The following is a 15,405-nucleotide window of genomic DNA, read 5'->3' on the forward strand; positions in this document are numbered from 1 at the left end:
GGATTTGCCAAGGGAACAACCATTGGCGGCATCCCGCGCCTTGCCTCGCACACGTTAGCATCGCAACGCGGTTCGCCAGCAAGCATCAACAGACCCTGGACTTGTCCATAGAGTCCAGTAATTAGCCTTAAGCATCAAAGAGGACTAGGTTTAAACCTCAGTTCGTTCCCTCAGTCCGTAGCCGTGCGGACCCTAAGGAGTCATTTCAAATGCCGTCCCTCGATAGCCTGAAAACCCTTAAGACCTTACAAATCGACGACAAGACTTACCACTATTTCAGTCTGCCCGACGCTGCCAGGAGCCTCGGTGATCTCGACAAGTTGCCGATGTCGTTGAAAGTCCTGCTGGAAAACCTGCTGCGCTGGGAAGACGAAAAAACCGTCACTGGCGCCGACCTCAAGGCAATTGCCGCGTGGCTCAAGGAGCGCCGTTCCGATCGCGAAATCCAGTACCGCCCTGCCCGCGTCTTGATGCAAGACTTCACCGGTGTGCCCGCCGTGGTCGACCTGGCCGCCATGCGCGCCGCCATGGCCAAGGCCGGCGGCGACCCGCAACGCATCAACCCGCTGTCGCCGGTGGATTTGGTGATCGACCACTCGGTGATGGTCGACAAATTCGCCAGTTCCAGCGCCTTCGAACAGAACGTCGACATCGAGATGCAGCGCAACGGTGAGCGGTACGCGTTCCTGCGCTGGGGCCAGAGTGCCTTCGACAACTTCAGCGTGGTGCCGCCGGGCACCGGGATCTGCCACCAGGTGAACCTGGAATACCTCGGCCGCACGGTCTGGACCAAGGACGAGGACGGCCGCACGTACGCCTTCCCCGACACGTTGGTCGGCACCGACTCCCACACCACCATGATCAACGGCCTCGGCGTTCTCGGCTGGGGCGTCGGCGGGATCGAAGCGGAAGCGGCGATGCTCGGCCAACCGGTGTCGATGCTGATTCCGGAAGTGATCGGCTTCAAACTCAGCGGCAAGCTCAAGGAAGGCATCACCGCCACCGACCTGGTGCTGACGGTCACCCAGATGCTGCGCAAAAAAGGCGTGGTCGGGAAATTTGTCGAGTTCTACGGCGACGGCTTGGCTGACCTGCCGCTGGCCGACCGCGCGACCATCGCCAACATGGCCCCGGAATACGGCGCCACCTGCGGTTTCTTCCCGGTGGATGACGTGACGCTGGAATACCTGCGCCTGTCCGGCCGCCCGCCCGAAGTGGTCAAACTGGTCGAGGCCTACACCAAGGCCCAGGGCCTGTGGCGCCTGCCAGGCAAGGAGCCGATCTTTACCGACAGCCTGGAGTTGGACATGGGCAGCGTCGAAGCCAGCCTTGCCGGGCCGAAACGCCCGCAGGACCGCGTTTCACTGCCGAATGTCGCCCAAGCCTTCAGCGACTTCCTCGGCCTGCAACTCAAACCGACCAGCAAAGAAGAAGGCCGCCTGGAAAGTGAGGGCGGCGGCGGTGTCGCAGTGGGCAATGCCGACCTGATCGGCGAAGCCGACTACGAGTCTGAAGGCCATACCTATCGACTGAAAAACGGCGCAGTGGTGATCGCTGCAATCACCTCCTGCACCAACACCTCCAACCCGAGCGTGATGATGGCGGCCGGGCTGGTGGCGAAAAAAGCCGTGGAGAAAGGCCTGAAACGCAAACCGTGGGTCAAGAGCTCCCTGGCGCCCGGCTCGAAAGTGGTCACCGACTACTACAAGGCGGCCGGCCTGACCCAATACCTCGATGAACTGGGCTTTGCCCTGGTCGGCTACGGCTGCACCACCTGCATCGGCAACTCCGGGCCGTTGCCGGAGCCCATCGAGAAGGCCATCCAGAAAGCCGATCTGGCCGTGGCTTCGGTGCTGTCCGGTAACCGCAACTTCGAAGGCCGGGTGCATCCGCTGGTGAAAACCAACTGGCTGGCCTCCCCGCCGCTGGTCGTCGCTTATGCGTTAGCCGGCACGGTGCGGATCGATATCAGCAGCGAATCCCTTGGCGATGACAAGAACGGCAACCCGGTTTATCTGCGAGACATCTGGCCGAGCACCAAGGAAATCGCCGACGCGGTGAGTCAGGTCAACACCGCGATGTTCCACAAGGAATACGCCGAAGTGTTTGCCGGCGACGAGCAGTGGCAGGCGATCGAAGTGCCGCAAGCCGCGACCTATGTCTGGCAGGAGGATTCGACGTACATCCAGCATCCGCCGTTCTTCGATGACATCGGCGGGCCGCTGCCGGTGATCCAGGATGTGAAGAAAGCCAATGTACTGGCACTACTCGGCGATTCGGTGACCACCGACCACATCTCCCCCGCCGGCAACATCAAGGCCGACAGCCCGGCCGGCCATTACCTGCGCGAGAAAGGCGTGGAGCCACGGGACTTCAACTCCTATGGCTCCCGTCGCGGCAATCATGAAGTGATGATGCGCGGCACCTTCGCCAACATCCGCATCCGCAACGAAATGCTCGCAGGTGAAGAAGGTGGCAACACGATCTACATTCCGACCGGCGAGAAACTGCCGATCTACGACGCGGCCATGCGCTATCAAGCCTCGGGCACGCCGCTGGTGGTGATCGCCGGGCAAGAATACGGCACCGGGTCGAGCCGTGACTGGGCGGCCAAGGGCACCAATCTGCTGGGGGTAAAAGCGGTCATCGCTGAAAGCTTCGAGCGGATTCACCGCTCCAACCTGGTCGGCATGGGCGTATTGCCGTTGCAGTTCAAGCTGGACCAGAACCGCAAGAGACTGAACCTGACGGGTAAGGAAACCGTGGACATTCTCGGGCTGACCGGGGCTGAAGTGACGCCGCGCATGAACCTGACGCTGCTGATCACCCGTGAAGACGGCAGCAGCGAGAAGATCGAGGTGTTGTGCCGGATCGACACGTTGAACGAAGTGGAGTACTTCAAGGCAGGGGGGATTTTGCATTATGTGTTGCGGCAGTTGATTGCGTCATAAACCTGCTGCTGACAGAAACGCCGCCTTCGGGCGGTGTTTTTGTTTGTGTCACTGACGTCTCTATAATCGCCTCGCATTTATAGGCCCTGCACAAAGCACTTGTAGGAGCGAGCCTGCTCGCGAAGGGGCCATAACATTCAAAATCATCATCGACTGATGCACCGCATTCGCGAGCAGGCTCGCTCCCACATGGGGCCATGGCGTCTCACAAAATTTCGGACACAAGGATTTCACATGCTCGCTCTGCCATGGCTGCACCTGGCACTCCTCTCCCTTGGCTATGCACTGGCCCTGGTCTTCGGCCACCTCAACTGGCTGGCAGCGATTTCCGTCGCACTGTTGCTGATCGCCGGTTTCGCCGTGTACCAGCGAGCGGTGCCTGTCGGCCGCTACCTCGGTCACGGCTTGTTCATCTTCCTGGCGTTGGCGCTGGCCATGCATTGGCTGCCGGGCTTTTACAACGGTCGCGGCATCAACCCGCAGCGTTTCAGCGACGACGCCGTGCCGTTTTCCATGTACCTGAACCAGGACAAGCCGCTGATCGGCTTCTGGCTGTTGCTGGTCTGCCCGTGGATTGCCGGCCGGCGTTCTCTGCGCCTGTCGATTTACGCCACCGCCCTCGCCCTGATCCTGAGTGTCGTGCTCGCCCTCGGCGGTGCCGTGTTGCTGGGCATGATCAGCTGGGCGCCGAAATGGCCGGACCAGGCCTGGCTGTGGGTGGCGAACAACCTGCTGCTGGTGACGCTGGTTGAGGAAGCGCTGTTTCGCGGCTACATCCAGGGCGGCCTGAGCCGGCACTTCAAACACCTGCCCTACGGCGAAAACCTTGCACTGCTGCTCGCCTCGCTGGTGTTCGGCCTGGCGCATCTGGGCGCAGGCTGGCAATGGGTGCTGCTGGCGAGCCTGGCGGGTGTCGGCTATGGTCTGGCCTACCGATTTGGCGGGTTGGGTGCGGCCATCGCTACCCATTTCGGCCTGAACCTGCTGCATTTCGGCTTGTTCACCTATCCGATGCTCGCAGGGTGACGCAACGGTCGTTTTGCGACGAACCACTGATTATTGAAAAATACCTTCAATAAATTCCCGACCTTGCCGACACCCTGTCAAAGCCTCACGGATTGAAAAAAGCCATGCGTAATAACCAACCCACTACACAACGCGAACGGACCTTCCCGGCTCAGCAACGGTTGATTTCCACAACCGACGCCAAAGGCGTGATCACCTACTGCAACGACGCTTTCGTCGAAATCAGCGGGTTTTCTCGTGAAGAGTTGATCCGTGCGCCGCACAACCTGGTCCGTCACCCTGACGTCCCGGCAGCGGTATTCGCGCACATGTGGGGTACTTTGAAACAAGGCTTGCCATGGATGGGCATTGTCAAGAATCGTTGCAAGACCGGTGACCACTATTGGGTTAACGCCTATGTCACGCCGGTTTTCGAAGGCAATCAGGTGATCGGCTACGAGTCGGTGCGGATCAAACCCACCGCCGAACAGATCCGCCGTGCCGAAGCGCTTTACCAACGCATCAACCAGGGCAAGTCGGCGATCCCTTCGACTGACAAGTGGCTGCCGGTCCTTCAGGACTGGGTGCCGTTTATTCTGGTCAGCCAACTGAGCTTCATGATCGGCGCGTCGCTGAACTCCCACTGGGGGTTTGCCCTGGCCGCCGGCCTGTCGGTACCCCTGGGCCTGATGGGCTTGAGCTGGCAACAGCGGGGCCTCAAGCGCCTGCTGGTCCTGGCCGGGCAAACCACCTCCGACCCGCTGATCGCGCAGATGTACACCGACAGCCGTGGCGCCCAGGCGCGACTGGAGATGTCGATCCTCAGCCAGGAAGCTCGCCTGAAAACCTGCCTGACCCGTCTGCAGGACACCGCCGAGCACCTGACCGAGCAAGCGAAGCAATCCGACACCCTGGCCCACAAGAGCTCCAGCGGCCTGGAACGCCAGCGCGTCGAAACCGAGCAAGTGGCCACCGCCGTCAATCAGATGGCCGCCACCACCCAGGAAGTCGCCAGCCACGTGCAACGCACGGCTGACGCGACCCAGGAAGCCAATCGCCTGACCGGTCGTGGTCGTGATATCGCCGGGGAAACCCGCGAAGCCATCCAGCGGCTGTCGGTGGTGGTCGGTGAAACCGGCCTGACCGTCACTCAACTGGCCAAGGACAGCGACGAAATCGGTGGCGTGGTTGATGTGATCAAAGGCATCGCCGACCAGACCAACCTGCTGGCGCTGAACGCTGCCATCGAAGCGGCTCGCGCCGGTGAAATGGGCCGTGGTTTTGCGGTTGTGGCGGACGAAGTGCGACAACTGGCGCAACGCACCAGCGAGTCCACCGGGCAGATCCATGCACTGATCGCCAAGCTGCAACAGACCGCCAACACGGCCGTGCAGACCATGGACGCCGGCCATCGCCAGGCTGAAGAAGGTGTGGCGCGGGTACTGGAAGCGGACAAGGCACTGATCGGCATCAGCGAAGCGGTGGCTCACATCACCGATATGACCACGCAGATTGCGGCGGCAACCGAAGAGCAAAGCTCGGTGGCCGAAGAAATCAGCCGCAACATCAGCAACATCTCGCAACTGGCGGACCAGACCTCGGACCAGGCACAACACTCGGCGTTGCTGAGTGAAGAACTGACCAAGACGGCCAATACCCAGTATTCGCTGGTGGAGCGCTTCAACCGCTGACAGGCACTGGAATGACAAAACCCGGACAGTGAAAACTTCCGGGTATTTTGTGGCCGACCGGAAAGTGACGCTGCAGGGTAGACCGCCTTCGCGAGCAGGCTCGCTCCCACTTTGGTTCTGCGTGCATGGAATTATCGTGAGTCATTGCTCGCTCATCGCTACACCGTCGCTGGTCAGCGACCCCTCCAATCGGTAACTCGTCCTTTTCTGATGTCTTTCCTGACCCGTCTCTCTCACAGTCGCCCGCGCTGCTGGGCGTTGATCTGGAATATTCGTACAAGGTCTTCGGAGAGTCCTTCGAGTCGTGTCGGCGTTCATGAACTGGTGCGAAGTGGGCTACTGGAATATTCTTTCGCGGCCACTGTAGATGCAGTGGCAGGGCGTAGGAACCCTTACATGCTCATGACGCATTAGCGCTGTCGTTTGATTGCGGCACTTAAACAGTGTCCGTAAGATCGTTCGCGGCGGCTGTGCGTGGGAAACGCTTCGGCGTGACCGAGGTTTCATGAGCACTCGGTTTCCTACATCCTGCGCACGGCTGCCACCCTAGCCCGTAGGAAGGCTGTTGGCAGTTCATATTCATGCTCATGAGATTGAACAAATGAAAATACTGACTCCGGATCCACCCTACAAAAAACCAACCCCCTACCCCGAAAACCGCTTCAAGCCGCTCACCAGCAACTGCGACGACATGCCTACATTGTTCGTCGACACCCAAGCCCCACTCGATGCATTGATCGGCGCTGCCAAGTACCGAATCGAGGCCCTCACCCAGGTGTTCGAAAACCTGGCCATGCGCGGCACGATCGAGTGCGAGTCGTTCATCCTCAGTGACTTCGCCCTGCTCTGCGCCATTTCGTTGCGCGATGGCTGTGATGTGCTGGAGGTAGTTGAGCGTCGATTGCGACCGCGGCCTGAAGGTGTTTTGGTGGCGTGATTAACCCGGGTAGTTGAGGCGTCTCGACTGGCGCCTTCGCGGGCAAGCCTTAATGCCGATCAATTAGGCGAAAGCCGACACTTGTAGGAGCGAGCTCGCTCGCGATGGTCGTTAACGATAACGCGTGGTTACTTGCTAAACGCGCCGCTCTTAAGTCCATCGCGAGGACGCTCGCTCCGGCCCAGCAGGTACTCGGACATGGCTTGCGCAACCCGACGCACCACTGCGCTTTTGGCAGTGCCCGGCGGACCGATCACCAGGACGTGCTCCTGGGCAACGGCAGCCAGCACTATCAGCTCAGCCAACTGCTCGCGCCCCACCAAACCTTCAGTAGCGACACGAACGGCTTAGCGTATTTGCGAGGCTGTGTCCTTCATTGGCGTAAGTAATTGTGAAATTGGTGAGATATATCTACTGGTGGGGTTAACCCCTCAAACCACTCAGGTGTTTTTTGACACTTGGATTAAAGTTCATCACTTCAGGGGAATGGCTGCACCTTTTTCACCAATCTCAAACGGTTATTTACTCTCTTTAGCTAGAGTGCCGAGCGCAGCATCCTTCACCAGATAACGACCTTCAACATCGTTCAATACTTTCAGGCTGTTTCGTGCCATCACCACACCCACCTCCACTTCCTGCTTCAGATAAATGACTTCACCAGCTTTGGCAGTTACCGTAACTTTCGCCCAGTTTTCAGCTTTGGAGCTGATCACGTGTGGCCCTGGCGTTACATAAAAGTAAATGTACTGGTTACCTCGGTTGTAACCCATTTCCGAATCTGCCTCTTGGTCATCAAGGAAGACATTGAAGCGGACCATCATCCCGGCATTGCTTGGCCGGACTACATAGACCAAGCCCTTGTCCGCAACAGGTGCTTTGGGTAAAGAGTACTGTGCTACCTCCGCTTGCATGGCCTCCATTGATGGGACAGAGGCACAGCCGTAGAGCAGTGCAATCGAGACAACAGCTGTAGTCTTTGAGAGTAATTTGATCATGTGAATCGTCCTTTTTAGTTAAACATTAAATTGAAAGGCTCATCTGAGCAATTCAGGTACCGGTTACAAATAACTCAATTTCGGCCAACGGAATATGCGCGCCCATGTACCGGGATACCGCGAATACTCAAACTACGCGAAATCACAACTATAATTGCAGGCACGGAGTGTTACCTATCTTCGTGCGCACCCCCTCTAACTTCGGTGACCGTTGGAATATTGGGAGCTTGCCAATGCATTCTGGAGTGCTCTTCACATCGCAGGATGCACATAACAAATTGAAGCACAGGAGCAACTGCGCGATGTCAAAAATCCAACATAAAGCCCAAGCTGTATACGAACAACGATACGGCAGCCAAGCATGCGCGCCCAACCGGGCTTGCGTCTTTACCAAATCCTCCTGACCTATAGATACCCACCCTCCTCTCACAGTATGCAAAAACGGACTGTCCAAACCAAAGCTGAATCATTAGCACACTGACAAATGGTTTCTAATCGCCAAAGAAGCGCAACAAATAATTAACTAGAGACACAACCCTCAATGCACAACTCACCAATATTTTAGGCGTGCCAGCCTTTAAACAACCCGATAAAACGGACGCAAGTTCTGAGCCATTAGACAATATACCAACTTCCCACCTACAGCAAATACCGAACCACCGCCCATCACAGTACCAACATCACTGATCATTTTCGCGCCAGCAGCCCTAACTCATGCCTTCCCGTGATATGCCGAAGCAGTTTTTGACTGATTTTGCCAGCCATCTCTGGAACGTTTTTAGGTGCAAGAATGCCTTTTGCACTAACTAAACTTCTATTTTATACAGAGAAATCTCGCCATCCAAATATTCCATCATCCCCTCTACAACCGACAGACACTCATCAGACTCAATAACACTAAGACCCCTACCACCAAAATCCAAATACACTCCAACACAGCCATCGTCGACACTCTTAACTCTGTACTCATACACAGCCAAAATCTCTAATCCTAAAAAACCATCTAGACCATTTAGCGACTTAATCGGGTACGCAAAATCATCACTTATCTCAGACAACTTCAGCAAGCCCGGCTCTGAATCTAGCACTGTAAATCTTGATGCGCCATCGCTAACCGTTAGCGATACCCATCCGGCGATAGACATTCTAAAAAACAACACCAAAAATTCACAAACCAAATCTCCATTCATAAAAAACGAACGAAATCTGATATCACGTAAAAAATCATTACTCAGCATGGACTCTCATCCTCCACATTAAAACTTCGATGACTTCTGTGGAATCAATGTATCAAACTCATACTTCCCATCAGGCAATACTCTTAAGCTCACGGTACTATTAGTCTTGGAGCTGTACACGTGAATGAGATCGTAATTACCTCGAACTGTTGAGCTCGGGATTACTGGGCTCACAGATGTAGCGTTCTCTAAAGTTTCTTTAACCGTTACCTTAGCCTGCTCTACACCAGTCCTGCTTGCTTCATAGGGTAAGCGACCCTCACCAATTTTTGCTCCCAGCTTTTTATTGAGGTTAGTCGATTGTGATGCAAAGAAGTCATTTACCTCTCCAAATCCTAGAACCTTCTGAATGCCTTTTGCACCTTCAGATCCTTTGGAAAACCAAGAACCGGCCTTTCCCAGTGCAGATGCCAACCCTAAGCCTGAGAGTTCTCCGGCCATGAATTCGCCCCACGCCTTGACGAACTCGTTCGCTGGCTGGACGCCCTCAAACCCTTGACCTTGCGCGAGTGCCCGTGCGACCTGATCAACCTCTTCAGCTGAAGCCCCTTGGTTTTGCATGTACTCCACAAGGGTCGTGGCCGCTTGCCCATATTCGGTTAAACCCGGAGGCAGGTGATCGCCGAAATTATACTGGGTACCGTTCTGCGCCACCCAGGCCCCGGTTTTCAGGCTGTCACCGTCCGCATTATTTTGTGTGGACGCGGCAAGCAATCCGACCAGCTGCGAGCTCATGCTCAGTAGATTCGGATTGCCTTGCACCAGTTTATTGAGTTCTGTTACCACAGCCTCATTAGCCCCGGCTGCCAGCGCGCCAGTCTTGAAGTCACCGCCGCTGACCTGGGCCAGCAGACCACCCACCATGGCGTGAACCATGACCTTTTGCAGACTGCCATCGGCCCACGGGGTGTAATCACCCACCGCATGAAAGCTGGCCGCCGCCAAGGTGTTAAACAACGTGCTCTGCAAAGCGCTGCCCAGATCACCGCCCTGCCCCATGATCTTGTTCAGCGCCACCGAGGTACCGTTTTGCAGGCCCTGATTGGCGGCGAATTGACCGATACCCTTCCACGTATTCAGGCTGGTGGTGACCTTGCCGGTGAAGGGGTCAGTAGCGGTGCTGGTCCAGTCATCGAAGTAGCCAGCGGTCAGGCCCGCGGTGGCGCCGGAGACGACGTAGCCTTTCAGTGCATTGCTGGAGGTGACATCTTTTATGACGGCGCCAAGATTGCCCTTATTGTTGATCGTACTCACTGCCGCGCCGCTGGCAGCCGAGGTCAACATCGCGGTCGCCATGACGTTGCCCCAGCCAGCCGCCGTGGTGGTTCCCGCGATTGTTGCCGAGGCCGCCATGGCGGTTCCGGAACCGGCGGTTGCGCCGGCAGCAGTGCCCACTGCGGCACTTGCGGCGCCGGCAGTTAACGCGGTCACAATGATGATGATCGCCAGCATCGCCCCCTGGCCGAGGCCCGAGTGGCTGTACTTGAAGCTGTCGTGGGCTTCCTGGACCTTGTGCCAATCCACATCCCCACGCTGATCGGCATCTTTGAGCCAAGCCAGGTTCGGATCAGCCTGCACCATCGCCTCAATGGTCTCGCCCACCGATTTCTGGTCGATGGCCTTGAGGTCGATGTTCAACCCGTTCGCGGCATTGATCGCCATCTGCCCCTGGGCCACCAACTGGCTCTGGCGCAGCGTTTCATCGGTGTTGCCTTTACCCGAGGCGGAGTTCCAGGCCAGGTCGCCCTTGCTCTTTTCGTGGCTCTCCTGGTGCAGGTCCTTGACGGCTTCGAAGGTGATGCTGCCGCCACTTTGCAGGGTCAGGTCGTTGCCGCCGTCGAGCTTGGCGCCCTGGTACAGTTGGTCTCCACCGCTGACCAGCGTCAGGTCGCCACCGGTGTTGATTTGGCTGCCGATATTCTTGATGTCGGTGACTTCGTCACGCCGGGTTTCCTTGCTGCCCCAACCGCCCTTTTTCTCCTTGTCGTACAGCGAGTAGTCGCTGTCTTGGGCGGCGAGCAGTTGCAGGTTGCCGCCGGCGACCAGGTAGGCTTCCTGGCCGGCGGTGACGGTGCTGGCGATCAGTGTCAGGTCCTGGCCGGCGCCGAGGCTGACGTTGCCGCCGGCGTTGAGGCTGGTGCCGACCTGGCTGACGTGGTCTTCCTGGGCTTCATGACGTTGGCCAGCAGGAACGCGATTGCGCGCCTGGGCACACCGCAAAACGGCTGACGGTTCAACAGTGCGGCAGAAGGTTGGCGAACCGGGAAGGCAAACTGACGGGCGTCCATGTCAAAACTCTCTAAAATGCGGCCGGTAGCCGTCGATGGCTACAGGAAGAAACTCAGGCTGAAATAGATCGGGGCTTCGCGCTCAGCCAGCGCATCCGGGCGCTCGAGCGAGTGGGCGAAGGTCACGCTGGTGGCCAGGCAGGTACCTCTGGCGAAGAGTTCGACGGCGCTGCTGGAGACACGCCCATGCTGATCGCCGTTGTAGCGATCGCTACGGATGACCCCAAGGTCGTAACCCAGGCTGGCGCCGTACTCGGCCAACGCCGGGCGCAACCAGGGCCAAATCACCGGGCGGCTCCAGCGCAGGTCATTGCGCCAGTAAGCGCCGCTGTCACCGGACAGCGACTGGTCCTTGAAACCGCGCACCGACCCCAGACCACCCAGGCTCATGCGCTGCGAACTGAACAGCACGTCTTCGCTGCGCTGACCGGTGGCCAGGCTGCTCAAGCTCAAGGACTCGCCCCACAGGCTGAACGGCTGCAGATAGCTCAGTGTCGCGGTGTACTTGCGATATCGGGCCGTGGGTTGGCCAGGGCCGGGCCCATGCTCGCCCTGGGCATCGAACGCGCCGATGCCGTTTTGCACACCAAGATCAAGGTTGACGAAGACGTTACCGATACGTCGGCCGTGGTTGAAACCCAACTGCGCTTCGCTGATCCGGTTGCTGCTCTGCTGCAGCTTGCTGTCGTTAATGAAGTTGTTGGTGCGCAGGTGCGACAGGCCGGCATTGAGCGAGGTCTTGCTCAGCGCATCGCGATGAATCACTCGCTCGGCGCGCAGTTGATGGTTCTGGCTATCGCCGGTCTGCTTGAAATCAAAACCGTTGCCCTGAGCCTGTGAACGGTATTCGCTCTGGCTGTAGCTGTAGGTGAAATTCCACCAGCCCCACGGCAGGTTGTAGTTGGCAAACACATTGTTGGCGCTGCGATGGTGATCGCTGACGGCATCGAGACCGCCGCGCAGCAGCAACTGATCGGCCAGGCCCAAGGGGCTGTCCCAGTCCAGTGACGCGCCCCACTGTTGCTCGCCGGTGCTTTTCTGGCCGTCATTGCTGCGGCTCAACGAAGCACGCCAGGGTTTGTTCAGGGTATTTTTTACCACCACGTCACTGCCACCCAATGTTTGCCCGGGTGTCAGTTCCATCTGCGCCTGGTTGGACGGCAGGCGATTGAGTTGATCGACCATCTGTTCGACCTCGCGCAGGTTCAGCAACTGCCCTTCACGCCCCGGGAAACTCATGGCCACCTCCCGCGCCGACAGCCCGCTGTCGGGTACGACTTGAAGCTGTTCCAGGCGCCCCTCCACCACCAGCACCGACAACTGCCCGCCGGACAGGTCCTGCTGCGGCAAGTAGGCACGGCTGGTGACCAGGCCTTTGTCGATATAACGGTGGGTAATGACGTTGAGCAGTTCATCAAGCTGGGTGATGCCCACGCACTGGCCCACATACGGCTTGAGCAAAGACTCACGCTCGCTCGTGGGCAAATGCTCGGCACCTTTGATGTCGATGCCCTTGACGGGGAAGCAGCGCGTATCGGTGGGCGCCGTCGGCAGCGCAGGCTCGACGGGCTTGCCCGGCAACTCCTTGAGTTCATCAAGGCGCCGACGCTGCTCTTGCAGCAGACGATTCTGGCGCTCGCGGATCAGGTCGGTTTCACCCGGGAGGGTGCGGCCCACACACTGATTTGAACACTGAGGCCCAACAGCGAAAGGCACAAACACATACGCGGCCATTTGAACGAGAAAGGCATGTTCGATCCATCGGGATGGTGATAATAAAACCGGTACGGGCTGTTCGGAAAAAGACATCGCGCGCCTGAGGCTGGCGATCCAGTGCCAGTGTTCGGTTAGGCTGCAAGGATGGCCGCCAGTATTGAATGTTGCTGGAGCAATAGATTCAGGACGATCCCGAAACTAACTAAGGCGTTTTTCTGATTGAGTATTCGCCATTGAATTCATCCACATCAAAAACAGCGCGTTAATAGCTGCACCCTTTAAAAACAGGGGAGAAAAAATAGCATTTACATTACCGTCCGGCACCCTGAAAAAAATGCCCGGAGAGAACAACAAGAATAGCCCTACAACAACCACTCACAATTCTTACAAAATACACCTACACGCCATCCAACCATCACATAGGCATGCGTATTTTCTGCCATTATGTGCATTAATCGGATAACACTGCACAACCCGGCGCACGGGCTAGATGAACTGACAGCCAACCTGAACCAGTCGATAAATAGTTCGTTTTTTGCCAGCCCGATGATTTAATAAAATCTTCTGACCAACAACTCAACCACGGACCAGATAATGATGTTGCCGATTAACAGCCGCCCTCATCCGGGTTTTACTTCAAGGCCCGACACGCTGGCAGTCGAAGGTATCGATGCTGCCCAATCGAGTCATCACTGCGCCCCGGATACCCTCAAGGGCACCGACTACTTCCATAAGCGCTGGGCCGAATGGCAAAACAACACGACCGAGGGTATCGGCGAACTCAGAGATGTCGCCGTGGCGCAATTGAAGTATTGCCTGGAGCGGCAAGCGGTTGATCTTCAATTGAGCAGCCTGAATTTAAGTACCCTTCCTGAGTTACCCTTGTGCATCAAGCATCTGTTTATTGAAGATAATCAACTGCGCGAACTTCCTGCGCTACCCGAACCCTTGCTAACACTTAAGATGTCGAACAATCGGCTTTCCGCCTTGCCTGATTTACCGCCATCTCTTGAAACGCTGGATGCTCACGACAACCATATAAGAGTACTACCTGAATTACCCGACACCTTGAACTGTCTCGAGGTGTGGAACAACCGCCTGCAGCAATTGCCACGACTGCCGCAACAACTTAAGCACCTGATGGCCTATGACAATGCACTACGGCGACTCCCAGGCATATTACCCACAGCGTTGACGAACTTAAAAGTCAACAATAATCAACTGACCCACTTGCCAGAGTCCATCACACATCTGCCTGACCATGCGTTGATCGATGTGAGCGATAATCCGCTTTCAGATCGGACCTTACAGTCACTGCAGAATCTCAATAACGCCCCCCGGTACCATGGCCCGCGAATTCACTTCTCGATGCCGCGATGGTCCCCCGCAAACGCCCCCAAGCTTCCTCTGCATGAAGCGGTTGCCGGGTGGTATTCGCCTGAGCACCATGAGTTACAGGCAGATCGCTGGTTCGTGATATCGACCGAGGACAATGCCGAGGCGTTCAGCGTTTTTGTCAGTGAGCTGGCAGACACCGCCAGCGGCAAAAACAATCGGGCGTTTCAGCAAGAGGTTGCTCAAAGGCTCACCGTCCTATCTGTTTCACCGTCACTGCGACAATCGTCATTTGCCGTCGCCCAGCGCGCCAGGACAAGCGGCGAGAACAGCCTCGCGCACACTTACAACGCCATGCAAAACGCCGCGTTGACCCATGATGTCAAAAGCGCAAAATATGACAACGCACTGCCGGAGCTGGTCTACGCGGGGCGCGAAATGTTTCGCAGGGAACTGCTTGAACAGGTTGCCCAAGATAAAGCAGACACTTTGCACCTTGGCGATGAATTTGAGGTTTACCTGGCGCTCCAGAGCCTGCTGCACGACGCGCTGGAATTAAGATCGGGCACCATGCACCTGCCTGACCTCGAGGTCTCCCCTGTCACGCAGCATGAGTTGGACGTCGCCGAGATGAAGGTCAAGACGGCAGAAAACCATCAATTCATCGACTGGTTGGCACAGTGGGCACCCTGCCACAGCGTGCTGCAACGTCTCGAACCTGAAGCTTATGGTCGCGCCACCCGGGCACGGCATGAAGCGATCGAAGGGACTTTCGGGGTACGGGTCGAGGCCCAGGCAATAGCCCAGGGACTCGACGATGAGCTTGATGCCCGGGCCGAGATCGGTAGAACGGTCATGGAGGCGCTGCCGGTTGTCACGCAGCTCCTGAACGACAGGCAGCTGGGGTTCCTGCTTGACCCACGATGGCCGCTCTGATCCCCCAAGACCAAGGGTAATGCCACCCTTGGGGGCGCTGCGAAGCCTGCGTCTGACTCCGCCAGGCTGCGGGCCGTATCCGAGCCGAGTATGCCGGCAAACGTCAGTAGAGCCGCCGCGATTGACTGACTGGAAGCTGGCGTTTCCCGAAAAACCGCTTTATGGCGCTCAGCAATAGTCCGTTCCAGGCGTTTTATGACAGCATTATTTGATATCAGTACCGATATTACGGCCTTGAGCCTTTTTCCCTCAGGGTGTCAGTCGTGCCAATTACCCCCACGCCCTCCTCCACTGCATCACACGCTCGGCCAGG

Annotated in this window: 8 protein-coding genes and 2 pseudogenes; 5 read left to right on the forward strand and 5 right to left on the reverse strand. The window is 57.3% G+C overall.

Going from position 1 to position 15,405, the window contains the following annotated elements; translation table 11 throughout:
* Positions 1-209 precede the first annotated feature (209 nt).
* The 4 genes from acnA to JFV26_RS12880 all read left to right on the forward strand — a co-directional run bounded on the left by acnA (position 210) and on the right by JFV26_RS12880 (position 6,584).
* The gene (gene acnA, locus JFV26_RS12865) at positions 210-2,951 is read left to right on the forward strand and encodes an aconitate hydratase AcnA (RefSeq protein ID WP_201192863.1); all 2,742 of its coding nucleotides are present in this window, start codon (positions 210-212) and stop codon (positions 2,949-2,951) included.
* A 234-nt stretch (positions 2,952-3,185) separates the two neighbouring features.
* Complete coding sequence (locus tag JFV26_RS12870; protein ID WP_201192866.1) at positions 3,186-3,977, forward strand: CPBP family intramembrane glutamic endopeptidase; 792 nt, start codon at positions 3,186-3,188, stop codon at positions 3,975-3,977.
* Between the two features lie 104 nt (positions 3,978-4,081).
* A complete protein-coding gene (locus JFV26_RS12875) occupies positions 4,082-5,647 on the forward strand; it encodes a methyl-accepting chemotaxis protein (RefSeq protein WP_201192869.1) in 1,566 nt (521 codons plus the stop codon).
* A 601-nt stretch (positions 5,648-6,248) separates the two neighbouring features.
* Positions 6,249-6,584, forward strand: coding sequence for a hypothetical protein (locus tag JFV26_RS12880; RefSeq protein WP_201192873.1), 336 nt, complete (start codon positions 6,249-6,251; stop codon positions 6,582-6,584).
* Between the two features lie 128 nt (positions 6,585-6,712).
* Here the strand turns inward: JFV26_RS12880 and JFV26_RS33475 are convergent, their stop codons facing one another.
* The 5 genes and pseudogenes from JFV26_RS33475 to JFV26_RS12910 all read right to left on the reverse strand — a co-directional run bounded on the left by JFV26_RS33475 (position 6,713) and on the right by JFV26_RS12910 (position 12,856).
* On the reverse strand, positions 6,713-6,904 hold the full coding sequence (locus JFV26_RS33475; RefSeq protein ID WP_342215449.1) for an AAA family ATPase: 192 nt from the start codon (positions 6,902-6,904) through the stop codon (positions 6,713-6,715).
* A 198-nt stretch (positions 6,905-7,102) separates the two neighbouring features.
* Positions 7,103-7,495: a DUF2846 domain-containing protein gene (locus JFV26_RS12890; protein WP_201193152.1), complete on the reverse strand. Its 393-nt coding sequence runs from the start codon at positions 7,493-7,495 to the stop codon at positions 7,103-7,105.
* Between the two features lie 890 nt (positions 7,496-8,385).
* Positions 8,386-8,817 (reverse strand): hypothetical protein, encoded by a 432-nt coding sequence (locus tag JFV26_RS12895; protein WP_201192877.1) that lies wholly within the window; start codon positions 8,815-8,817, stop codon positions 8,386-8,388.
* Positions 8,818-8,835: 18 nt separating this feature from the next.
* Positions 8,836-10,983, reverse strand: a pseudogene (locus JFV26_RS33480) (DUF637 domain-containing protein); the annotation flags it as partial.
* Between the two features lie 161 nt (positions 10,984-11,144).
* Positions 11,145-12,856: pseudogene (locus tag JFV26_RS12910) on the reverse strand (ShlB/FhaC/HecB family hemolysin secretion/activation protein).
* Between the two features lie 559 nt (positions 12,857-13,415).
* Between JFV26_RS12910 and JFV26_RS12915 the strand changes: the two are divergent.
* Complete coding sequence (locus JFV26_RS12915; protein WP_201192878.1) at positions 13,416-15,092, forward strand: NEL-type E3 ubiquitin ligase domain-containing protein; 1,677 nt, start codon at positions 13,416-13,418, stop codon at positions 15,090-15,092.
* Positions 15,093-15,405: the final 313 nt, after the last annotated feature.

This window comes from Pseudomonas sp. TH31 (assembly GCF_016650815.1).
In the GTDB taxonomy this organism is placed as follows: Bacteria; Pseudomonadota; Gammaproteobacteria; order Pseudomonadales; family Pseudomonadaceae; genus Aquipseudomonas.